At 70.2% G+C, this 22884-nt stretch carries 18 protein-coding genes and 2 pseudogenes; 5 read left to right on the top strand and 15 right to left on the bottom strand.

Translation table 11 applies throughout. The features are described 5' to 3' along the window. Positions 1-200 precede the first annotated feature (200 nt). Positions 201-563, top strand: a pseudogene (locus BT364_RS41365) (DUF234 domain-containing protein); the annotation flags it as partial. A gap of 174 nt (positions 564-737) precedes the next feature. On the opposite strand, the gene BT364_RS05655 reads toward BT364_RS41365, so the two are convergent. The 10 genes from BT364_RS05655 to BT364_RS05615 form a co-directional block, all read right to left on the bottom strand. After that, positions 738-2078 carry a hypothetical protein gene (locus tag BT364_RS05655; RefSeq protein WP_072483969.1) on the bottom strand — a complete coding sequence of 447 codons (1341 nt, stop codon included), beginning with the start codon at positions 2076-2078 and terminating at the stop codon, positions 738-740. Beyond that, complete coding sequence (locus BT364_RS05650) at positions 2075-4063, bottom strand: hypothetical protein (protein WP_072483968.1); 1989 nt, start codon at positions 4061-4063, stop codon at positions 2075-2077. Before BT364_RS05650 ends, BT364_RS05655 begins: the two co-directional genes overlap by 4 nt. Further along, a complete protein-coding gene (locus BT364_RS05645) occupies positions 4060-4851 on the bottom strand; it encodes a toll/interleukin-1 receptor domain-containing protein (protein WP_072483967.1) in 792 nt (263 codons plus the stop codon). Before BT364_RS05645 ends, BT364_RS05650 begins: the two co-directional genes overlap by 4 nt. Positions 4852-5169: 318 nt before the next feature. Then, complete coding sequence (locus tag BT364_RS05640) at positions 5170-6423, bottom strand: helix-turn-helix domain-containing protein (RefSeq protein ID WP_072483966.1); 1254 nt, start codon at positions 6421-6423, stop codon at positions 5170-5172. A gap of 55 nt (positions 6424-6478) precedes the next feature. Continuing rightward, complete coding sequence (locus BT364_RS41360; protein ID WP_177328016.1) at positions 6479-6937, bottom strand: hypothetical protein; 459 nt, start codon at positions 6935-6937, stop codon at positions 6479-6481. Further along, a complete protein-coding gene (locus BT364_RS39015) occupies positions 6846-7121 on the bottom strand; it encodes a CPCC family cysteine-rich protein (protein WP_079179323.1) in 276 nt (91 codons plus the stop codon). Before BT364_RS39015 ends, BT364_RS41360 begins: the two co-directional genes overlap by 92 nt. 395 nt (positions 7122-7516) lie before the next feature. Further along, positions 7517-8104 carry an HAD domain-containing protein gene (locus BT364_RS05630; protein ID WP_072483965.1) on the bottom strand — a complete coding sequence of 196 codons (588 nt, stop codon included), beginning with the start codon at positions 8102-8104 and terminating at the stop codon, positions 7517-7519. A 15-nt stretch (positions 8105-8119) separates the two neighbouring features. Continuing rightward, positions 8120-8812 (bottom strand): class I SAM-dependent methyltransferase, encoded by a 693-nt coding sequence (locus BT364_RS05625; RefSeq protein WP_072483964.1) that lies wholly within the window; start codon positions 8810-8812, stop codon positions 8120-8122. Next, entirely contained in the window at positions 8813-9724 is a 912-nt protein-coding gene (locus tag BT364_RS05620; RefSeq protein ID WP_072483963.1) for a phosphotransferase family protein, read from the bottom strand. Between the two features lie 76 nt (positions 9725-9800). Then, positions 9801-10550, bottom strand: coding sequence for a hypothetical protein (locus BT364_RS05615; RefSeq protein WP_072483962.1), 750 nt, complete (start codon positions 10548-10550; stop codon positions 9801-9803). 194 nt (positions 10551-10744) lie between these two features. Here BT364_RS05615 and BT364_RS05610 point away from each other — a divergent pair, with 194 nt between their 5' ends. Together BT364_RS05610 and BT364_RS05605 are read left to right on the top strand one after the other, a co-directional pair. Next, on the top strand, positions 10745-12100 hold the full coding sequence (locus BT364_RS05610; RefSeq protein WP_072483961.1) for an NsdA family TPR-like regulatory protein: 1356 nt from the start codon (positions 10745-10747) through the stop codon (positions 12098-12100). Position 12101: 1 nt separating this feature from the next. After that, entirely contained in the window at positions 12102-12638 is a 537-nt protein-coding gene (locus BT364_RS05605) for an NUDIX domain-containing protein (RefSeq protein ID WP_072483960.1), read from the top strand. Positions 12639-12922: 284 nt separating this feature from the next. Here BT364_RS05605 and BT364_RS05600 read toward each other — a convergent pair whose 3' ends face one another. The 4 genes from BT364_RS05600 to BT364_RS05585 form a co-directional block, all read right to left on the bottom strand. Further along, a complete protein-coding gene (locus tag BT364_RS05600; protein ID WP_072483959.1) occupies positions 12923-13156 on the bottom strand; it encodes a hypothetical protein in 234 nt (77 codons plus the stop codon). Positions 13157-13476: 320 nt separating this feature from the next. After that, positions 13477-13707 carry a CPCC family cysteine-rich protein gene (locus BT364_RS05595; RefSeq protein ID WP_256259597.1) on the bottom strand — a complete coding sequence of 77 codons (231 nt, stop codon included), beginning with the start codon at positions 13705-13707 and terminating at the stop codon, positions 13477-13479. Positions 13708-14020: 313 nt separating this feature from the next. Beyond that, entirely contained in the window at positions 14021-17410 is a 3390-nt protein-coding gene (locus BT364_RS05590; RefSeq protein WP_072483958.1) for a S8 family serine peptidase, read from the bottom strand. Between the two features lie 270 nt (positions 17411-17680). Then, entirely contained in the window at positions 17681-18712 is a 1032-nt protein-coding gene (locus tag BT364_RS05585; protein WP_072483957.1) for a helix-turn-helix domain-containing protein, read from the bottom strand. A 234-nt stretch (positions 18713-18946) separates the two neighbouring features. Between BT364_RS05585 and BT364_RS05580 the strand changes: the two are divergent. Then, a pseudogene (locus tag BT364_RS05580) lies at positions 18947-20069 on the top strand (PP2C family protein-serine/threonine phosphatase). A gap of 75 nt (positions 20070-20144) precedes the next feature. On the opposite strand, the gene BT364_RS05575 reads toward BT364_RS05580, so the two are convergent. Beyond that, a complete protein-coding gene (locus tag BT364_RS05575; RefSeq protein ID WP_072483956.1) occupies positions 20145-21722 on the bottom strand; it encodes an SDR family oxidoreductase in 1578 nt (525 codons plus the stop codon). A 428-nt stretch (positions 21723-22150) separates the two neighbouring features. Here BT364_RS05575 and BT364_RS05570 point away from each other — a divergent pair, with 428 nt between their 5' ends. Continuing rightward, entirely contained in the window at positions 22151-22834 is a 684-nt protein-coding gene (locus tag BT364_RS05570) for a peptidoglycan recognition protein family protein (RefSeq protein ID WP_371268272.1), read from the top strand. Positions 22835-22884: the final 50 nt, after the last annotated feature.

The raw sequence follows: 22884 nt of genomic DNA, 5'->3' as shown, positions 1-22884 counted from the left end.
CCAGGTTACGACCTCGATCATTCCGTGTGCGGGTACCGGTTCTGTCGGTACAGCGCCTCCGGTGTCACCTGCCCGCTCCGGAGCCCCTTTCTTGTTCTTCGCTGCGACTGGTGCATCCCCCAGGGATGATCTGGCACGGCTGGCCAGGGACGCCCAAGTGCCGACGCTGCCGTTGGCGGGGCTGGTGGCCGCCGCGCGGCAGCTGGCGTGGTCGGGCCGTCGAGCCTCTTGTCCGTGAGGCCCTGGCGCGGATACTGCCCGACGACCGGCTGCCCGCGGCCCCCGCAGTGGGCGGCTACTGGACCCGCACCAACGACATCGAGATCGATATCGTCGGGGCCGACCGCGCCCCCATCGCCAAGGAGCTGTTCTTCGTCGGCTCCATCAAGTGGCTGGAGCAGTCGCCCTTCGACCGGCATGACTTGGCCGCTCTGCATCGGCACCGGGCTGCCCTCACCGACGAACCTGTTCCGGTCGTGGCGGTTTCGCGTAGTGGAGTCGACTGTCCGGGGCTCGACGCCACCTACGGCCCCGGCGATTTGCTGACCGCCTGGCCGCTGTGAGTGGCGGATGTCAGGTGAGGTACGGGAGTCGGTGAGGCCTCGGTCGCTTACCGGCGCTGTTGTGCAGCGTTGGCGGTCCCGAGCCTCCTCGTGCCCAGGCCCCGGGACAGGAAAGGCTCCCCCGCCGCGGTGTGCGGTGAAGGGGGAGCCTCGGAGGACCGACCGTCTACCGGATCAGCTCCTGTCCTCGTCGTCCTCGTCCTGCGCGCGAGGTGCGGCGGGCCGGCGCGGGCTGTGCGAGGTGTCCCAGAAGTAGGGAGGCGCCATGTCGTCCTCGCTCGTCTCCTGCCGGTCTTGGTTCCGTTCGCCTGCGCCGCTCTCCGCGGACCCCGGCGTGAACGTGTCCGCGTCGGCATCCGGGTCCGCGGCCGCGTCGGTGAACGGCGCGCCCTCGGGGGCTTGGAAGTGCGGCGACCAGGGCCCGGTGGTGTCCCCCTCGCTCGGAGGCTCACCCTCCGGCCCCTCGTCGGGCGCCGGGAGAAGGGTCCGCCTGATCTCCTCGGCGGCCTCGTCCAGCCCGGCCGCCTCCAGGCTCCGCACCACACGGTGCACGAACACCGTGTACTCATCCATGTCCGGCTTCAGGCCCACCGCCGCCAGCAGCAGGAGCAGCCGATCCGAAACCCCCACTTCCTCCTCGCGGTCGAACGTCCCTCCTCCCTGGGCGTGTCCGTCCCACAGCGGGCCTCCGACGGTTGCTTCGGTCCGCGCGTCCACGGGCGGGACGAGCAGGTGCCGGAAGATCTCGGGCACCTCCTCGTTCTTGGCCGCCGCCGAGATCTGGGCGAGCGGACCGATCATGTCGACTGCCTTCTCGATGTCGTCCTCGTGACGGGCCAGCCACCACACCACGGCGCTGCCCGTGCTCTTGAGCACGTCGTCACCGAGGTAGCCCCGTTTGTTGCGCTCGTGCTGACGCTCGTACTCCCAGAGCTCCTCGTCCTTGCGAAGGTCGTTCAATTTCCGCAGGCGCTCGCGGTCGGCGGGGGCGAGGGTCAGTGTCACATCGGCCGCCAGGGCCTTCACCCGTCCGCTCCGGTCCGGGAGCGGGGCGCCCAGCTCCCCTTCCAGGAGATACCGTGCGAAGCTCGCCCGGCCGGGCTCCTCGTGGCGGACGACCTGCAGGGCCCGGCCGACGACCGAGGAAACGGCGAGGGCTGGGGAGGCGCCGTCGGACCAGTCGGCGTGGTCGGGGACCGGCCTCCACCACACGGTGGCGGAGAAGAGGAAGTCGTAGCCGTCCGTTGCGCTCGGCAGCGCCGCGTCGACCACCCGAGTCTCCTGGTACGGCTGCTCCGTCGGCGCCGCGGGCGGCTCAGCTTCCTCGGGCTCGTACGGATCGGCCGACGCGCGGCCACCGCTGAGGACCGTCATCACGAGCAGCAGGGAGCCCGAGGATGTGACCACGGACATGAAGCCCCACAGCCACGCCGACCAGTGCAGGAGGTTTCCGAGCACAGCCGGTGCGAGGCCGCAGAGAGCGACGAACAGCAGGCTGGGAAAGCGGTGTTTCATCGTGCCTCTTCCGTGGTCCGTGGTCCGGCGCCCGCACGCTTCGCACTCTCCGTGCGGACGTACTGCGCGTTGTCGATGTGCTGCCAGAAGAGGGCGGCGACGGCCGCCCGGGACGGGTGGTGCCTGGGCCCCGCCCAGTCGCAGGCGATGGCGTAGAGGCGGTGCAGAGCGGCCGTGCGGCCGTGTGTCGCCCCGACCATCACGCCCAGCGCCATCTCCCGCGTACTGTCGCCCGCCGCGGCGTTCAGCCAACTGCTCACCAGCGGGTTCCAGAGCTCCGTCGGCGGATGGGAGAAAACCGTCTCCCAGCCCAGGAACAGGTCCGGCCACGGCGGCGGCTCCGGTGCCCGGTCGCTCCTCAACAGTTCAGCGAGCAGCTGGAGATGGAGCTCTGCCCCGCGCGGCTCCCGACGCGTCCGGTCCCGCAGGCGGTCGATCAGTAGCCGGTAGGGCCGACGGTCGCGGCCGACGAGGTCGAGAAGTACTTCCCGGGCCCCGCGTGCCGCCTCCCCCTTCCGTACGGCGAGGTAATGGAGCCGCACCATCGCCTGATCCGGGTGCGTCGCGCCGAGGCTCTGGAGGCAGGCAGCGGTCAGGACGCGAACGAGACCGTCCGACAAGGGGCCGGACCTCGCGCACTCGTACATCCGTCTGCGGAACCATCCCCCGAACCTCTCGTGGCTGAGACCGAGTTCGAGGGCCGCCACGGCTCGTGGGTCGCAGGACGCCCCGGTCGCGTGGTCCGCCCAGCGGACCACAAGGTCGAAGAGGTGGTCGGGCCGCCCGACGGCCAGGGACCGCTCGCCGAAGCGGACGACGACGTTCACCCGGTCGTCGGTGGTCAGACCGCGGAGCCCGGCGGCATGGCCGATCCAATTCCTGAGGTCGTCGCGCGTCCCGGGGAAGTTCGCCCAGAAGTACGTCCGTACCGCGTCGGCGTAGGCCAGCCGCCCGAAGTGGAGCCGCCCTTCCAGGTCCCGCTCGATCCCGAGCGTCGCCAATCGCTCCCCGAAATCCGTCCGTGCGAGCTCGGTTGTCGTCTCTTCCTCGTGCCGCACCGTCCTCATCAAGCCGTGCCACGCCTCGTAGACGGTGTCGGCGCGGGCCTCCTCGAACACTGCCGCCGCAAGCAGCAGGGCCCGCTCGGGCGCGGTGCGGACCGTGGCCACCTGCCGGCCCACCTCACCGGCACGGTCGGTCACCGCGTGCATCGCCTGGTCGAGCCATCCCGCGAAGTCGACGCCGAACCGGCCGCTGTCGCGAGCAGACCTCACCAGCCCCGCGAGCCGCGCCAGTTCCCGCATGGGGGAGCGTTCGCACAGGCGCTGGAGGTCGTAGCTCCCCAGGTCCGTGGAGTGGAAGGCCATCCGGTCCATACGGAGGTACCGGGTGACGACGGCGATCCCCCGAGGGCGCCCCAGCGCCACCGTGTGCGGTTCGAGCTCCGGCGCGTGGGCGTGCTCCATGTCCGACGGCAGGACGACCACCATGTGGGCCCCCGCCTCCTGGACCTGTGACCGGCGTACGACCAGGAGGCGCTGGGCCTTGGCATACGCCTCCTCGTCGGCGATCCCGGAGAGGTCGAGGAGGAAGCGGTCCCCCTCGCCGGGGGCGAGAGTGGCCTCGTCCTTGTCCGTGGCGGGAAGCTCCTCGAACCGGTCCTCCTCCTGCTCCTCCTCAGCGCCTGCGTCCTCACCGAGCTCGTGCAGCAGCATGATCGCTGCGGCGCGCCGGCCGCTGCCGGGCGCAGCCTCCAGCAGCACCACCGATCCGGGCTTCTCCAGGCAGTCGGCGGCGATGCGATAGCCCACCGGCCGAGCGAACCGGTCGGCCAGGCGCACCCGGTCCTCTCGGACGATCCGGAGGGACCCGACCCCTTTGCGGATCATCCAATCCGCGCCGCCGTAGAAGACGTACTGGGGGCCTACGCCATTGTTCACCGGGCCACGCGGATCGTTGACGGTGACGCGGTCCTGCTCGGTCATCGTCCGTCGTCCGAGCGCCGACGCTCGCGCTCGAAGCGTTGGTGGACCGTACCGCTGTTGTCGCCCGCGGTGAACTGGACTCCGGTGTTGTCGCCCTCGAAGTGGGGAGCGTTGTACTGGTGCCCCCCACCGGTGTTCACGGGCCCCTGCGGTTCGTTGACGAAGGTGCCGGACAGATCTCCGTTGAGGTTTCCGATGCCGCGCACGCGCTGCTCGACGTCGCGCGTCCGCATCCTGGTGTGCCTGGCATCCTTGGCCGACTTCTTGCGGGACTTTGCCTCCGCCCGCTCCCGCGCCGCACGGGCGTCGCGGTCCACCGCACCCAGCTCGGGCAGGAGCCGGGCGAGGGTGTCGCCGAGCGCCGTCAGGTCCGATTCGGCGTTGCGGTGGTCGAACCGCCTGTACTGGCAGTCCGCCAGCTCCAGCAGATCGTCCGGAAGGACGGAGCGGTCGATCCTCGTGGCCTTTCCGACGAGCACGGGGATCACCAGGACCCCGCGGTCGAGCGCGGTCTGGATCTCGCGACGGGTCCAGTCCTGCTCGGCTTCGAGGGCGGGGCGGCCGTCGGCCCCCCGCACCTCCGCCCAGCGCGGGCCGATCACGGCGAGGAGAGCCTCGCACTCCTCCACCGCCCTGACCAGTTCCACTGGGAAACGGCGTCCGGGCTCGATCGAGTTGCTGGCGAAGAAGATCCGCTCGTCGCCGAACCGACGGGCGAGTTCCCGAGCGATCATGGTCGCTGCGGACTCCTCGTCGCCTGTGCGGTAGTTGACGAAGACGTCGGGCATGAAGGTTCCCTTCGTGAAAGGAAGGCGGGGTGAACGGGCACGGGGCTGTGGACCGGGGCTCCGGTCCGCCCGGGCCATGAGGTCCCGACCGCGTGGACGGCATGGCGCATCCACGGGAGGGCGTGCGGATGGAGGGGCGCCGCCTGGTGCGTCACTGGTTGCGGGCAGCCCGAAGAAGCCGGGGGCGCGATGCGACGCGTCGAGCGGTGATCAGAAGGTTCCGCCGGGATCGTGGGATCCGGAGGGGCGGAGGGCCGGAGGGACCGGGTAGTCCGGCGAGCCGGGCGGCTCGAGTCTGTGTCGGTCGTGGAGGGGCTGTCAGTCGTGCGCGGGGGCGAGCACGCGTGCCAGCGCGGGCTGCAGATCACGTACGGCGCGGCTGCTCCGGAACCGGGAGAGTTCCCGTGCGAGACGCCGGACGTCGCTGTTCACCGTCGCCGAGGGCACGGCCGGCATCACTTCCAGGAGATCCCCGGCGATCGAGCACGCGTGCTCGACCTCCCCGGAGGCGGCATGGGCCAAGGACCGGCGGAAGCCGTACCGGGCGCGGGTACGTAGCGCGTGCGGCGGGAGGCGGCGGTACTCCCGGTCGAGTACCTCGGCGGCGGCCTTGGGACGGCCGAGGTCGTGCAGGCACCAGCCGGTCGACATCGCCGCCGGATCGCTCACATGGGAGGTGCCGATCACGGGCTCGGCGCCATTGCGGGCGTCGTCGCTGGCGAGCAGTTCCCGCGCCCTGTCGAGGCTGCGGAGGCAGTCGACTTCGTTGCCGACGAGCGCGTGCCCCTGGGCCTCCCGCTGGGCCGCGAGTCCCCGGATGCGCGGCGGGAGTTCGCTGCTCTGGGCGCGGCGGGCCAGGGCGACGGTGCCAGCGGCGTCCCCGCCGTACATTGTGACCAGGGCGCGTCGCACCAGTGCGTAGGAACCGAGGTACGGGTCACCCCCGGCGCGCGCCAGTTCGGCGGCCTCGCCGGTCCAGCCGAGTGCCGCGTCGCTGTCCCCGGCCTCCTGGGCCATCCAGCCGGTGAACTCCGCGAACCGCGAGGCGAGCAGGAGCGCAGGGGCCCGAGAAACGGACCGGGCGTCGGCGGCCAGCCCGGCGATCATGCGAGTCTGCGTCTCCAGCAGGGGCAGCAGGACCTTGGGTGCGGTGGACTGACCGAGCTTCCGCAGCTGGTCGAACTGCATGCGGAAGGAGGGCAGGAGGGGGTCGTCGGCGGAGGACAGCGCCTGACTGCCGAGTTTCAGGCCGAGGTCGATCAGCGCTCCCGTACCCGCCGAGAGGACCGCCCGGCGCCCGACGAGCCAGCGGCTCGAACCGGCGGGGGATTCGGCGGTGCCCGACTCCGAGTCCGCCTCGGGTCGGGTGACCAGGCGCTGCAGCTCGCCGTCCGCGCCGAGGAAGGCGTCGCACCGCCGGGCTAGTTCGGGGGACGCGGAACGCTCCCCGCGCTCGACCTTGCTCATGTGCCCCTTGTCGTAGTTGAGCGCCACGGAGAACTCAGTCAGAGTCAGCCCCGCTTCTACTCGTAAACGGCGAAGTTCCGGGCCAAAACGTAAAGTCGTGCTCATCATCAACCTCCCCTTGAACAGCGACCGCGAGAGCCGTCCGCCCTCACGGGAGCCGTCATCCGACGATCACCGGTCGACACGAAACCCGACGGCGAACACCTGCTGTGACGGCGTCGTTTCGGTCCGCATCCGAAAGTGAGTCTGGCACGACGCGCGCCTGGAGAATCGGGGTTCGGCGGTGTTGCCCGTTGCCTCTTTCGTCCTCCGTTGTTTCCCGTCCGTTTCTTGGAGTGACCGGGGTCGACCGCGATCGGTACATAGCGATCGAGAATGACAGGATCACGGGCGGGGTCCAGTCGTTCACGAAGTCGCAGCGCTCGTCGATCCAGGTGGGGGCGACGAAGATGTTGTCGCCGGCGGGAGCTTCGGAGGCTTCCAGCAGGGGCCAGGTGCGGGACTCTTCGACCAGGTGCTCCCAGGGCTCAGCCCAGTCGAGTTCCCACTCCAGGCCGGTGCCGGAGACGCCGTACGTGCGGCCGGCGTCCGCCTGCCAGAACTGGGAGTGGAGGATCACTTGGGCGTGGTCGGCCAGGTCGTTGATGGATGAGGGAGACCTTGTTCGCCCCGCCATCCATGGTGGGCCACCGGAACTGGATGGCGTCGTCCTCCCAGAAGCAGACAGGGTAGATGGCGTACGCGCCGGGCGTCTCGTCCAGGACGAGACGCCCGCAGCAGGGACAGGGGTAGCGGTCGCTCACCTGCGCAGTCTCGTTGCAGGCCCTGCGGGTGCGTCATGGATTTCTCTGCCGCGGCGCCCCCGGCCAGTCCGCAGGACACTCGTAAACAGCCATCGGGACCCAACGCATGTCAACTGAGAAATGGCTGGTCAGAGCCCTGGAGGGGGCTCCGCCGCAGGTCAGGGTCAGTCCGCAGACATTCCGCTTCAACGTGTGAGCGGGTGAAACAACACCACGTTGGCTGCCTGGTAAACATGCAGGTCAGATGGGGTCGGCTCCTCCGGGAGTCGACCCCATGCTGCTTCCCGTGCTGGGATGGTGCTGGCAGACCTGACCCCCCGTCGCCTCTCATCACCCCAGCTCACCCCTACCGCGCTGGGTTTTCGGTAGCGCTCATATGCTGAGTGGCCGCCGCTTCACAGACGGCTTTGACCAGCCTGGCCTTGATGCTCCGTTTCCAGAGATCCCTTTGCCGTGGCCTGTAGCGAGGCCCATTCCTGGACCGCCACGAGGTGTGCCCTCTGAAGTCCGATGTACGGGTCCGGCTGGATGAGCAGCGTGGGGTGGCCACGGGCAGTCCGTTCGGAGGCCCAGGCGTGGTCGAGGTCGGTGAAGTCGTCGTCGACCCAGACGACAGCCGATTCACCGAGCCATGGTTCGACATGGTCGCGCTTCCACAGGTAGCCGCTGGGGTGGCTGGTGGTGATCTGGGGGCGGGGGAGGTCGAGGTGGGGGAACTCCGGCAGCCTTAGGAGAGGCCCGACGACGGTGGCGGCGTCCCTGCGCCAGCTCGTGCACCACACGGGGGCGACGAGATCGCCGGCCAGGAGGGCGGCGAGCAAGGAGCCGTGGGTTGGGTTGAGCCAGATGGGCACAGGGTCGTCGGGGTTGCGGCCCGCGGGCAGAACACTGTGTCGGATATGCGTGGACGGGGTGCTGCCGTCGGCCGCCGGGAACGGTGCGAGGACGCCGTCAATGTCCAGCAGGAGGTAGGGCAGGAGCATCGTTGCCTCCGTCGGTCAGCGTTTGCGGGCGGTGATCAGGAGAGTGGTGGGCCACGCGGCGAGGCGAGGGTGCCGGAGTTCGACAGCCGAGGTGATTCGCAGACCGATCCGGGAGAGATGGGCGGCCCACCGGCGGGAGCCGAACTCCCAGCGGGCGATGGGCAGCCTGGTGCGGTCGGGCATGGTGACGTAGTCCTCGCGGGGACAGTCGTCTTGCGAAGGATGTCTTCCGGCCCGTGTCGGGTGCGGCACGGAGAAGGCCAGTACGCCGCCTGACACCAAGCGGCGGGAGATCGCGGCGAGTAGGAGCTCTGGGGCGACCAGCCCGACGGCGCCGAAGACCGAGTAGATCGCGTCGAAGGTCTGGCCGGTGGCCTGAAGGTGGTGCAGGGCGTGGCCGGCGGCGAAGGTTGCGCCGTCGATGTGGCCGTAGTGGGAGCGGGCCCGGCGAATCTGGAGGCCGACCAGGTCAACGCCGGTGACGCGGGTCTGGCGATACTTCGCGAGGTGGGCCACGTTGTGGCCGGGGCCGCAGCCCAGCTCCAGGACGCGCTTGCCGCAAAGATCCCGTCCCAGAATCTCAGCTCCGGGACCGACGCCCGCGTGGGTGCTCCATTCCATCCGGGCCGGTGCGGTGAGGGCGTGCGCGGGGGCAGCGGCTATGCGCTGGGCTGCGTGGGCGTACCAGGGGGAGACCTGGGCGAGCACCTAGACCTCCAGGAGTTGGACCACGTCGTTCAGGTGGCGGCGGACGACGGGGATGTACGCGGGATCCTTGGCCGGGTCGTCGATCCAGCGGATGGCCTGCTCCATGAACCACTCCACGGCCCACATGCGATGCCAGCCCAGGGCCCATGCCTCGGCGGCCAGGCCGCCCCGGGCGGCGAGGGCGTCCTCATGACCGCCTGCGGTGACGTACTGCTCCAGGAACACCCGCAGTCGGAAGGGGCTCGGCACGTCGGTGGTGCCGTGGTACGAGGCGAGGTCGATCAGGCCGGGCCCGGTGAAGGCGCGTGCGAAGTCGAGGAGATGCCAGCCGTTCTCCCCGATGTGGACGCTCGTGGGGTGTAACTCGGAGTGGACCCAGCCGAACGGGTCGAGCGTCGCACCTTGGACACGGGCCTCGGCCGCGGCGGAGATTTTCCCCAGCGCGGTCTCGATGTCGTCGCAGTCCGTCCAGCGGTCGGCCTTCCGCAGCCGCTGGAGGTGATCGAGGGCTCGGCCGGGCAGGGCCGCAAGGCCCGCACCGTCGAGGAGGGGCAGACCACCCGCCGGGCGGGCGGCGTGGAGCATGACGGCGGCGGCGACGCCGTCGAGGTCGTCGGCGTCCCGTACGGGGGTGCCGAGGTCGTCCATGAGCATCCCGAGCCACTTGTCCTGCATGGTGGTGGCGTGGAGCGCGGGAACCGGGAGCCCGCGCTGATATGCCACCCGCAGGGCCTGGGCCTCGCGGTCGAAGGGCTCCTTGGCGTACTTGAAAACGGCCGTGGTGCCGTCGGGGAAGGTGACGCGTTCGACGCCGGACATGCCCCAGACACGAATCTCGGCACGTTCGGGGAGGGGCTTGCCGACGAGGGTGCACAGGTCGTCCAGCAGGGTGGCGGACAGGCTCTGGTCCATGGGAGTCTCCAGGGGACTGGTGGGCTCCGGGGCGGGCGCGCGAGCTGGCCCGCCCCGGAGCCGTACTGGGGTGGGGTTACTCGGCTGCGGTCACGCGGTGGGCGTAGACCTGCTCGATCCAGCCCGCCTTGAACTCGGCCAGGTCGTCACGGAAGCTGGCCATCGAGGCACCGTAGGGCGCGACGACGCCGCCGGACTGGTCGGGCACGGACCGGCAGCCGTGCACGAGCCGGCCGCCGAGCGCGGCGTGGGCCTTGATGGACTCGATCCGGCGGTGCTCGTTGAACCAGCCGCCGTGGTAGGCCTCGTCGAGCATTCCGCCCGTCGCGTCGTCCAGGTCGAAGACGACGGAAGTGGCGGCGGGGAAGAACCAGCACGGGCCGACGTTGGAGATGTGCCCGTCCAGCTCGACCTTGTTGAGCGCCATCAGCGTGGCCGCCTCGCGCAGCATGCGCAGGTGGTCGGCGGTGATCTGCGGGAGGCCGAGGCCGGCCAGGTGCTCCTCGCGGAAGAGGTACGAGTACACCCCGTACGCCGTCGCCAGCACGCGGGCCGCGTCGGAGGTGGACTCGCCGTGGTTCTTGATGAAGTCGAGCGCGAGCTGCTCGACCGCGCTCTCGGTCGTCTCGTCCACGTCCAGGAGCTGGGCCTTCACCAACTCCCAGTCGGCGACGAGCCAGGTGCTGGACTCGAAGCGGAAGAAGTACTCGGCCGGGTCGATGGTGATGCGCCGGCCATCCACCTGGATGCCGGGCAGGCGGTTCCAGCGCGGGTCGAAGGCGTCGGGCAGTTCGACCGTGATGGTCGAGGTGTCGATGGTGGTCACCGTGTCTCCGTCTCTGATCGTCCGGGCCAGGGCACAGGAATGCCCGAGCCCGGTGGGGCGTACGGAACTTGGGGGCCGCCCGGCCCGAGAGTGGGGCGGCTGTCGATAAGTGAACCGCCCGCTACGCAGAGTGGGTACGGTGTGACCGAGGTCAAGCGGTATACACGGTTTACAGATCCGGAGCGGAGGCGATCGTGCCGACACCGACCGGCGCCAACTCCCGCCTGCGCGACACGATCAACGCAGCCGGGTGCACATACGACGCGCTCGCCAAGGACGTACGCCGCATCGCCGCCGAGAACGGCGAACTGCTCCAGACCAACAAGTCGGCCATCTCCCACTGGGTGGGCGGTGCCCGCGCGCCGTCCGGCCGAGCAGGGCAGTACCTTGCCGAAGCCCTCTCTCGGCGGCTGGGCCGCGTCGTCACCCGAACCGAACTCGGTCTCCACTCACCCGACGCGGAGTCTCCACCGGACACCGACCCCGTCACTGCGGTCACCGACCTCGGCCGTGCGGACGTCGAACGCCGCCGCTTCCTTGCCATCGCCGCCTTCACCACGGCCGGCGTGGCCATGCCGCTCCTGCACGACCACGAAGCCACCTCGCGAATGCTCCGCGCCCGCACCGCCCGCTCGCTCGTGGGCAGCGACGACATCGACGTCCTACGGCAGATCACGGCAGCCTTCAGCGCCGCCGACGAACGGCTCGGCGGCGGGCACGGCCTGACCACGGTCACCGCGTACCTTGCCGACACAGCAGCCCCTATGCTCCGCGGACGCTTCCCTTCTGAAGCCTTACGCCAGGCCGCCTTCGGCGCTGTCGCCGAACTCGCCTACCTCGCAGGCTGGAAACACCACGACCTCGGCCACGAAGGTGCCGCCCAGCGCTACTACCAGGCCGGCTACCAACTCGCTTGTGAAGCCGACCCCCACGGCCACGCCGCCTGGGTGATGCGTGCCCTCGCCCATCAATCCCTCAGCCTCAAGCAACCCCACCACTGCGTGGACCTCGTCGAAGGCGCCCTCACCCGCGGCCTCGGCCACGTTGACGGACAGACCGAAGCCCTCCTCCACATCACCCACGCCCGCGCCTACGCAGCCGTCGGCGAGAACCCATTGGCCGCCCGCGCTCTTCTCGCCGCCGAAGACGCACTTCTGCGCGAGGACGGGCCCCAGCCCAGCTTCTCCCGCGTCAGCGGCCCTGCCGCCGGCACCGTGGCCAGCCACACCGCACGCACGCTGACCGACCTCGCCGACCACATCGGTACGGAACAGCAGCACCGCGACGCCCTCACCCGCTGGGACCCGGAGAAGTACAAGCGCGTCCACGCCCTCACCCACGCCGACCTCGGCGACAGCCTCGCCGCCCAGGCCCGAGCCGACGAGGCGGTTGCCGCCTGGACTCAGGCCCTGGTCCTCATGGAGGGCATGACCTCCGACCGCACCCGCAAGGCAATCACCTCGATCCGCTCCACGCTCGCGGTCTACCAGCGCCGCCGCGTCCCAGGCGCCGCCGATCTCGCCCGCCGAGCCCGCGAGGCCCTCGCCTAACATGCCCAACAATCCGCTCGACGAAGGGAACCCCGTGGCTCAGCAGACCAACGACCGCCCCCAAGCCCTCAAGCCGGCGCTCGACTCGATGACGCTGCTGGTCGCGGCCGTCATCGTCCACGACAAGGCCACCAACCGCGTCGTGCTTCTCCAGCGCAGCGAGAACGCCAAGTTCGCCCAGGGCCTGTGGGACCTCCCCGTCGGCAAGAGCGAACCGGGGGAGCCCATCACCGAGACCGCGGTCCGCGAGCTCTACGAGGAGACGGGTCTCACGGTGAAGCCCGAGTCCCTCAAGGTCGCCCACATCATCCACGGCGCCTGGGGCGTCGAGGCTCCCAACGGCTTCCTCACGGTCGTCTTTGCGGCCCACGAGTGGACTGGCGAACCCGAGAACCGCGAACCCCGCAAGCACTCCCAGGTCCGCTGGGTCGACGCCGACGCCATCCCTGAAGCCTTCGTCGATACCACCGACAGCGCTCTCCACCACTATCTGAACAACGGTGCCGCAGTCTCCGTGAACGGTTGGCGAACAGTGTGAACATCATGTTCCTTAGGCCCAGTCCCCTTCTTCGCAGCGGATGCCGTCGGAGCGGAATGCGCAAAGGTTGAACGCTGTCGTTCGTCGTTTTCCTCAAGTGGGATGAGGTAGCCGCAGCTTTTACAGCTGATGAGTTCATCCACGCGAAGTCGGGCGCTACAGCTGAGGCAGTAGAGGGCCTGGCCGCCGGTCGAGGCTGAGAGAGTCGGATCTTGTCGGAGAGGGTGGTCGCGGTGCATTTGATGCCGCAATCAGACTCTCCACTCAAGTCGGTGGATCCTGGTTCAGCCGACGAGGGGCTGTACGTTGCCGAACTCGTCCACGCTGAACGGTGCTGCCCCCGATTCGAAGCAGTCCAAGGCCGATTCGGTTACCCCTTGCCATCCGTCAAGGACTGCATGTTCGAGCTGGGTGAGACGTAGACCAGCTGCCAGTTTTTGGATCACCGTGGTGTGCGCCATCAGCTCTTCGTGGGTGAAGGAGACAGCGTATTCGGCACCGTTGAACACGGATTTCACAGGCGTCCTCTCAGTTGCTTTGGCTGGGCTGTTAATTCCCTGCCACTCGATGCTGGCGGCCCACGGCCAGCGTGGGACCAGCATAGTGCGGTGGCATCGAATCCGGTCCTGGTTACAGCAGGCGCCCCACATCGTATGAGGAGCTGGCCGCGCATGCTGATCCACAGCGGATCGGGTGGGACAGGGTGGGGCGGTCGATGAAGTCGGCAGCCCCCTTCACGTGCAGCTTTCCAAGCTGCGAAAAGCCGTTGATGCAGGCCCGTATCTCGCTCGGAAACCGATCACGGGTTTCAATACCGTTGCAGGATCATTGAGTGTTTTCAGCGTCGCCTCTGCAGGGTGAGGGCGGCTGCGGTGATTGACGTCAGCGCCTTTACCGGCCAAGACCCAGTCGGCCGTGCTGGTCGTATGCGCCGACAGAAGTCCTGGTAGTTATGCTGGGCCTCGATCAGGGATGCCTTGTTCGCCCCGCCGTCCATGGTCGACCAGTGGAACTGGATGGCATTGTCCTCCCAGAAGCAGATGGGGCAAATCGCGTACGACCCGGGCATCTCGAGGTAGGGATAGTGGCGGCTAGCCCGGGCGGTCTCATCGATGGGACGGTTCCGGGGCCATGTATTTCCAGGCCGGTGGGGGCCCGCCAGTCCGCAGGAAGTCCGTAGAACATTCGTAAACGTCCGTCGGAGGCCAACGCAGCCAAACGGCGAAACCGTAGGTCAAAGCCCTGAGTGAGGCTCCGCCGCAGGTCAGGGTCAGTCCGCAGACATTCCGCTTCAACGTGTGAGCGGGTGGGACGACTCCCGTCACCGCGTATTTCCGGCCGGGCGGGCCTCGTGGGGGAGGCCGCCCGGCCGGACCGTGTGATTACCGGACGTCGTAGGCGCGGGTGATCGTCTGGGTGACCGCGTTGCCGTTGGCGTCGGTGAAGGTGGCCTTCAGCGTGACCTGCTTGCCCGAGGCGCCGGTGTGGTCGACGACGGCCGTCCAGCGGCCGTCATGCTGCTCGGCCGGTGACTGGGTCCAGGTGGTGCCGCCGTCGTAGGAGTAGGACAGTGTGGCCGCCGTGATCGCGCCCGGGGCGTATCCGGCGTGGCCCTCGACCGACAGGCCGACCTTCAGGCCCTTCTCCGCGGGAAGAGTGTTCATGCCGTCCACCGGCACGTCGTACGCCGGGAAGAGGAGCGGCAGGCCGCGTGAGAAGACGTCCGGCTCCCTGTGGGAGCGGAAGGACCAGGAGGTGGTGACGGCGGTGGAGCGCAGCCAGTTCGGATCGGAGGTGGGGATCTTCTCCAGGTTCTGGGTGAGTTCGTAGGCGGAGTCCTCGTCCGGCACCTTGAACGCGTCATAGGGATAGGCGCTGGTGGCGATCTGCTCACCGTTGCGCTTCAGTACCAGGTTGCCGAGGTCGCCGAACGATCCGCCCGAGGACCAGTGGTCGCCGGATCCGTCGAGCCAGAGCGCGGTCTGAATCCCGATCAGGTCGCCCTGCCGCTCGGCGGCCAGCACGGGCTTGCCGTCGGCGTCACGCATCGCGGCCGGTTGCAACGGGCCGCGGTACCACTCCTCGGCTCGCCGCTGTCCGGTCCGGTAGGTGCGCTCCTGGTCGCCCATGAACGCGGCGAACGGGAAGCTGGTCATCGCGCCGTGGTACCAGACGTCGTCGCCGGTCGTGTAGTAGGCGGTGCGGGTCGCGGGCACGTGCACCGTGCCGAACGGGCTCACGGGGATGTAGTCGCTGCCGCTCTCGGGGCGGCGGACGAACAGGGCGTCGAGGTAGTCCGCCTCCTTGCCCATGGCGTTCCAGGTCTCGGTGACCCGCGCCAGCCGGGAGTCCTTGGGGCGGTAGACCTGGTCGGCGTGGAGCGGTCCCGGGGTCGGGAACGTCAGGTTGTAGACGTACGGCGAGCCGCCCTCGGAGCCGGTGGCACGCCAGGTGGGCCGGAACTCGAAGGTGCCGTTCGTGGCGCGTGCGTCGATGTCCGCGTAGAACTTCTGGACGGTGCCGGGCGCCGTGACCGAGCCGGAGACCAGCCAGGTGTCGTCCCAGGTGCGGGCGTAGCTGATCGTGGTCGTGTTCACCGTCGCCGGCCGGTCGGTCTCCAGGCTCAGCCGGTGGGCCTGCCGGGCGTCGAGGACGACCGTGGTGTCCCGGGTGATCCGGAGCTGCGGCCGCGCGAGATAACTGACCGATTCGGCTGCGCCGTTCGCGCCGTACGTCGTCATGAAGCCGCTGACGGAGTAGCTGCCCGGGCGGACGCGGTACGTCTGGTCGGGCGCCCCGGAGTTGCCGCGGCGCTCTCCCTTGTCGGTGTCCAGGCTGACGAGATCCAGGGAGGAGCTGCCGGTCGCGGGCTTGCCGTCGCGGTCCACGGCCTTGACCCGGAGGGTGACCGTCTCCGGCTCCACGTAGAGCGTGACCGGCACCGAGACGTGCACGTCGTCGCCGGTGGCCAGGATCCGGCCGGTGACCGCACCGTACTGGGAGTCCTGGAGACGGGCGGTGGGGTCGATCCGCACCGGCACCTGAGCGGTGGCCCCTGCGGGGATCGTCACCTTGCGCTGCGCCGGCTCGACGATGCCGGAGCGGACATCGCTGCCGTCGTTGCCGTGTACGCCGCTGACCTTCAGGCTCAGGGTCAGGTCGCTGTCGCCGGTGTTGGTGAAGGGCACCTTCACGGTGGTGCGGTCCGACGCGTCCTGCGGCCAGTTGTAGCTGCCGCCCTGGACGGCGGGCGCGGCGAGCACCTTCTGGTTCACCGCGGCGAACACGTCGAGGACGCCGGCGCCGGTCCGGTCGGCGCCGTCCACCTTGCCGCCGGTGCGGGCCGAGGAGACGAGCGCGGACTTGAGCTGCTGAGCGGTCCAGTCCGGGTGGGCCTGGCGGAGGACGGCCGCGGCTCCCGCGACGTGCGGGGTCGCCATCGAGGTGCCGGACATCGACCGGTACGCGTAGACGCCGCGGCCGCCCGCGCTCGCCGCCGAGATGTCGACGCCGGGAGCGGCGATCTCGGGCTTGAGCGTGTGCGTGACGGCCACGGGGCCACGGCTGGAGAACCAGGCGGTGCTGTCGTCACGGTCCACGGCGCCGACGGTCAGCACACTGGGCACGCACCCGGGCGAGGAGACGGTCTCGGTGCCCGGGCCGGCGTTGCCCGCGGCGACGACGAACAGGGTGTGCGTGTTCTGCGCGAGCTGCTCCGTGGCCTGGGCCACCGGATCGGCGCAGTCCCCGATCGCCTGGCTGCCCAGGCTCATGGAGACGATGTCGGCCTTCTGGCCGACAGCCCACTGCATCCCCGCGATGACCCAGGAGTCCTGGCCGTACCCACTGTCGTTGAGGACCTTTCCGACGAGCAGGGAGGCTCCGGGGGCCACGCCCTTCCTGCGGCCTCCGCCGGCGGCACCGGACCCGCCGACCGTGGAGGCGGTGTGGGTGCCGTGCCCGACACGGTCGTCGGTGGTCCTGGAGTCCGTGAAGTTCTTGGAGGTGGCGACCCGGTCCACGAGATCCGGGTGCTCGGCGTCCACGCCCGTGTCCAGCACGGCGACCTTGGTGTTCCTGCCGTCGTAGCCGGCCGCCCAGGCCTCCGGCGCGTGGACCTGCCTGGTGGACCGGTCCAGCGTGGCCTCGACCCTGCCGTCCAGCCACAGCTTCTTCAGCACGGAGGCCGAACGTGAGCGCGGGGTGGTGACGTCCTGCCAGAACGTGGCGGCGGTGTCCTTGCCCGCCTTGAGGGCGACGCCGCCCACAGCGGGGAGGAGCAGGCTCCGTTCGGAGCCGCGAGGGGCCGCAGGCGCGCTCCTGGCGACGTTCACGCCGTTCCCGTAGGTGGCGATGAGCGGCAGCGTGTCGGTGTGTGCGTCGTCGTATCCCTGACGGATGAGCCCGGTGACGTTGAACAACTGCTCGTCGACCCTGCCCTCGGCGACGGCCCGGGAGGCGCCCTCGGGGTAGACGTAGAGGTCCTTGCCCGACTGATAGGTCTGGACTGTCGGCAGGGTGCCGTCCTCGTGGGGCAGCACTGCCGCAGAGCTGCGGCCCGACTTGTCCGTGGTCACGAGGACCTTGTCGCCGGTGACGAGCGTGACTGCCGTCTGCTTGCCGCCGGTTGCCGTGGACCCGCTGCCGATGACGGGCCTTTTCCCCGAGGCACCGTCAGGCGGTGCATCCGCCGCCCCGGAAGGAGTTACCGCGGTGAAGGCCAGGGCAGCGGCGGACGCCGCGCCCATGGCTATACGCGTTATGGGGCGCATGAATCTCCCTACTCGACGCAGTGAAATGCCGTGGTGCGGCTGCAGCCTGGCAGACAGGCGGGTGACGTAGGGACGCCTGCGCGTGACGGGTTTCCCGCATGTCGGCATTCCGCCACATGACCGTATCCATGGCGTCGGCGGTGCCCCGGACGCGGGAGGGGGCGCCGTCCGGACCGCCACCCCGGACGGTCTCGCCGAGGGGGTGGCGCGTTCCGGTGCTCCTTGACCAAGGGCCGGCTCGCGGTTCTCCCTCTCAGGGGGACGAACAGGTCACAGCCAGCCCGCGCGTGCGGCGTGCCAGCCGAGTTGCAGGCGCGAATCCGCTCCGGCAAGGTCCATCAGGCGACGCGTCCGTCGCTCCACGGTGCGGATGGAGACGCCGAGTTGGGAAGCCGCACGCCGGTCGGAGATCCCTGCCAGCAGCAGTGCGAGGACCTCGAGTTCCCCCTCGGTCGGCTGCTGCTCCGCTCTCGCCTGTACCCGCACACCCGTGGGGGTGGGGTACAGCGGCCGGGCCTGGGCCCATTCCTTCTCGAAAAGCTGGACCAGGGCCGCGAGCAGGCCGCTGCGGTGCACCACGATGGCGCTCGGCTCGCCGCCGGATTCGGCCACGTCCAGGGGCACCATGGCACGCTCCCGGTCCGACACGACCATCTTCAGCGGCAACGCCTCGACCAGGCGCAGTTCCAGCCCCGCCGTGATCGCCGCACGCATGTCCTGCGCCACCTCGTGGCCGTCGAGATAGTCCTTCGTGGCCACGACCCGGAAGTCCACTCCGCGGTCCAGCGCGGCACTCTCCGACGTGTCGGTGTCCTCGCGCGGCACCGCGATGGGCGCGCCGACGAGGAAGACGAGCAACTCCCGCTGTGCGCCGCGCTGCAGTTGATGGAACCGGTGGGCGACCTGCTCCACGCCGACGACCACCTCCACGACGCTGCCCGCCGGGTGCGCGGCGGTACTGCGGTACTGCTCGGTCAGCATCGAGAACGCGGTCTCGGCCCGGTGCAGGGCGTTGCGCTGCTCGACGAGGAGCGGGGCCAGGGCCACGGACGGCGGCGTGAGCCGGTAGCGGGTGGTGGACCCGTCGCCGGCCCCGCAGCCGACCGGGGCGGATGCCCCGCTGCCCGCCCCGGCGTCAACCGCCACCAGCCCACGTGCCGTCAGGTCGTGGAGGATGTGGGCGGTGTCGCCCTTCTCGAGCCCGGCCTGCCGGGCGAGGTCCTGCGCAGAGGCTGTCGGTCGGGCCAGCAGCGCGGTGTAGACGGCCTCCTCGGCCGGGCTCAGCCCCAACGCCTGCAGCATCCAGCTCCCTCTCGGGCGGCCGCCGTGTCCGTCCCCCGGCGCAGTTCGACGGACCGGGCGGACTCTCCTGGGCCGAACCCTATCCCGCTGTCGGGCCGTGGCCACCGGCTGCTGTCCGTAGTGCACCGGGCCCGCTCCGCACGGGTGCTGGGACGGCGTCCGGCGGGGCGTGGCCGACCCACGGCCGAGCTTGCCTACGGTACGAGGGAATGCACCATTTGCCCCGGAGGTCCCGTGCCCCGCAAAAATCGGAAGAAGTTCGCTCGACCCGTTGAGGCGATCGAACCACCGAGCACAGCCGAAGTAGTGATCGCCGTAGCGACGGTGACGATCCTGGTGGGGGTCCTGGGAGCCCTGGCCGAGTCCCCGGTGTGGCTTCTCGGGCTCCTCGTGTTCCTGCCGGGGGCGGCGTCGGCGCTGTGCACCGTGCGCCAGACGGAGTTCGTGTTCGCCTGGACCGCGCTCGTGGTCATCGGCACCATGCTCCTCCGGCACGGTGACGGGAGGCCGTGGCTCGACAGGATCCTCATGATGCTGCTCACCCTCGTCCTGGGCGCGGCCTCCGTCTACGCATGCCACCGTCGTATCGGCCGCGAACAGGAGACGCTGCGGCTGCGCTCCACCGCTGCCGCGATGCAGCGCCACATCCTGCGCCCGCTGCCCATGCTCACCGACGACGTCCTGGTCGACGGCGTGTACGAGCCCGTACAGGAGGAACGGCTCGTCGGCGGAGACATCTACGACGTCGTCGCCTCTCCATGGGGAACGCGGGTGCTGATCGGCGACGTCCAGGGCAAGGGCCTGCCCGCGGTCGGTGCCGCTTTCGCCGTCATCGGCGCCTTCCGCGCGACAGCCCACAGAGAACCCACCCTGACCGCGCTCGTCGAGGCCCTGGACGCCTCTGTCGTACTGCACAATTCGTACGCCACGCAGACCGGCGACGACGAACGGTTCGTCACGGCGCTCATCGTCAACGTCGACGCGCACGAAGAGGTACAGGCCATCAACTGCGGACACGTCCTGCCGCATGTGCTGCAGGACGCCACCGTCACCACGCCGACCCTCACATCCGGCGTCCCCCTCGGCCTCGCCGAGCTGTCCGCCGAGCCCGCGACCGTCGACTGGTTCGCCTTCCCGCCCGGCGCGACACTGCTGTTGACCACGGACGGGCTCACCGAGACCCGCGCTGCCGACGGTGCGTTCTATCCCGTCACCGAGAGTCTTGTCCGGCGCGTATCGCTCCCCCCCTACCGATCTGCCACGTGCTCTCTACGACGACGCGCGCGCGTTCGCCGGGCAGGGGGGCCAGCACGACGATGTGGCGATCCTGTCCGTGCGACGGTCGCCGTACAGCTGAGTGCGGCACCACCACACCGCGCGGCCGGCCATGTGCCCGTGCCGGGCCGGTGCCCGGCACGGCCGGGAGGCGGTGCTACTCGCCGGCCCGTCGCCCGGGGCGGGGCCCCCGGGCGCGGCCGACGTGCGATGAGGGCCGGTGCGCGCTCATTCCCTTGGCGGCGGCCTGGGTGATGTTGCGGGCCATGCCCCCGAAGACCACGGCGTGGAAGGGGGACACGGACCACCAGTAGGCGTGGCCCAGCAGGCCGTGCGGGTGGAACAGCGCTCGTTGCCGGTAGCGGGTGCGGCCATCGGGGCCGGTCTCGGCGTACATCTCCAGCCACGCGAGGCCCGGCAGCCGCATCTCCGCGCGCAGCCGCAGCAGCCGTCCGGGCTCGATCTCCTCGACCCGCCAGAAGTCCAGCGAGTCCCCCACCCGCAGGTGCTCGGCGTCGCGCCGCCCGCGGCGGAGCCCCACACCACCGACGAACCGGTCCAGCCACCCCCTGACCGCCCAGGCGAGCGGAAAGGAGTACCAGCCGTTGTCGCCGCCGATCCCCTCGATCACCCGCCACAGGGCCGTTCGGGACGCGTCGACCGACAGCTGCCGTTCGTCCTGGTAGAGGCTGCCTCCGGCCCAGTCCGGGTCCGTGGGCAGCGGATCGCTGGGCGCTCCCGGCAGGGCCGCGGACGACCAGCGGGTGGCGACCTGGGCCTCACGCACCCGCCGCAGCGCCAGGGCCAGTGCCTCGTCGAACGGCAGCGGCAGGCCCGGAGGGTCGGGCACGTACCGGGCGATGTCGTGCTCCTGGCAGACGACCTCGTGACGCAGTGACTCCGTCAGCGGCCGGGCCAGGGAGGCGGGCACCGGGGTGACGAGACCGACCCAGTGGCTGGACAGCCGCGGGGTGAGAACCGGAACCGGAACGATGAGCCGCCGGGGCAACCCGGCGACGGCGGCGTAACGGCACATCATCTCCCGGTACGTGAGGACGTCGGGCCCGCCGATGTCGAACGCCCGGTCGACGTCGGCCGGCATGGTGGCCGAGCCGACGAGATAGCGCAGGACATCGCGTACCCCGATGGGCTGGGTACGGGTGTGCACCCAGCTGGGGGTGACCATGACCGGCAGCCGCTCGGTCAGATACCGCAGCATCTCGAAGGACGCCGATCCCGAGCCGATGACGACCGCCGCCCGCAGCACGGTGGCGGGCACCGGTGCGTCGAGGAAGATCTGACCGACCTCCGCCCGGGAGCGCAGATGCGGGGAGAGCGACCCGGTCGGTACGCCCGGTGGAGTGAGCCCGCCCAGATAGACGATGCGTCGTACGCCGGCGGAGTGCGCCTGCTCGGCGAAGACGCGGGCCGCCCGGCGGTCGGTGTCCTCGAACGCGGAGCCGGTGCCGAGGGCGTGCACCAGGTAGTACGCCACGTCGATCCCCTGCATGGCCGCGGCGACCGAGCCCGCGTCCGTCACGTCGCCCCGCACCGTCTCGGCGTCCTCCGCCCAGGGATGGTCACGGAGCTTGCGGGGGGTGCGGGCCAGGCACCGCACCCGGTGGCCCGCCCGCAGCAGTTCCGGGACCAGACGCCCGCCGATGTACCCGGACGCCCCGGTGACCAGGCAGTGCAACCGTTCCGCGTTCCCGTCCCGCTGTCCGTCCGTGCCCACGACCGTGCCTCCATGTGCTCGCCCCGACAGCCCCCATACCGACCGATCATGGCCGAAATTCGCATGCCGGAGGCCCACTTCCCGGTGTGTCGTCGAGCTCGCCTGTCTGCACTAACCCGGCGCGCGCGGCGGACCGGGCGCCGTAAAGCTGTGGGCATACGCGCTCCCGCCGGCATCCCGGCGAAAGACGAAGGCGAAAGAAGAAGAAGGTTTCTCCTGTGCGTCTGTACCGAATGCGTCTGTACCGAATAGCGCTGTGGGTCACGGTTCCCATGGCGCTTCCCCTGCTGGCGGCACCTGCCGGACTGACGGCGGTCCGAGCCGCCCGGGACACGGCCCCCGAAGGGGCACCTTCCGTGTGGCGGCCCGGAGTGACCGCTCAGCCCGTCGACGCCGGGCGGCCGTTCCCGGCCCTCGGAGCGGCCTCGATGGCTCTGCGCCGCATGGTCCCCCGGCCCGCGATCGTGTCGCGTGCGCAGTGGCGGGCCGACGAGACCAAGCGCGACAGCCACGCGCACTACGCGGGAGGGGTCAGGGCGGTCTTCATCCATCACACCGACACCCCCAACGGCTACGACTGCGCGGACGTCCCCCGTACCCTGCGCAATCTGTACACCGGCCAGACACGCGACCGGAGTTGGGGCGACCTCGGCTACAACTTCCTCGTCGACAAGTGCGGCACCGTCTACGAAGGCCGCGCCGGCGGTGCCGACCGGGCCGTCGTCGGCTCCCACACCCTGGGGTTCAACCAGGGCACCACGGGGATCGCGGCCATCGGCACCTTCGGGCCGGGGACGCCGGTGCCGGCAGCCATGGAGCACGCGATCGCGGCTCTCGCCGCCTGGAAGCTCGGGCTGAGCGGGGTCGACCCGACCGGCAAGGTGCGGCTCACGTCCACGAACGGCAAGAGCCGCTACGCCAGGGGCACTTCGGCCGAGTTCGACGCCATCTCCGGCCACCGCGACGGCTTCGCCACCAACTGCCCCGGGGAAGCGCTGATCGCACGGCTCCCCGCGATCCGGGGACTCGCCGCGGAGATCCAGGGCAGGTACGCACGGGCAGTCCCGTTCCCCCGCCTCGCCGCGACCCCGGGGAACACCCACCGCGGGTAGTCGTCGACGGTCCGCCCGCTACTTCCATCCGCAGGGCTGAGAGCCTGTCG

It is taken from the genome of Streptomyces atratus (assembly GCF_900119365.1).
In the GTDB taxonomy this organism is placed as follows: domain Bacteria; phylum Actinomycetota; class Actinomycetes; order Streptomycetales; family Streptomycetaceae; genus Streptomyces; species Streptomyces atratus_B.
Note: the sequence above shows the minus strand (reverse complement) of the source record. Positions and strands in the feature narration are given on the sequence as shown.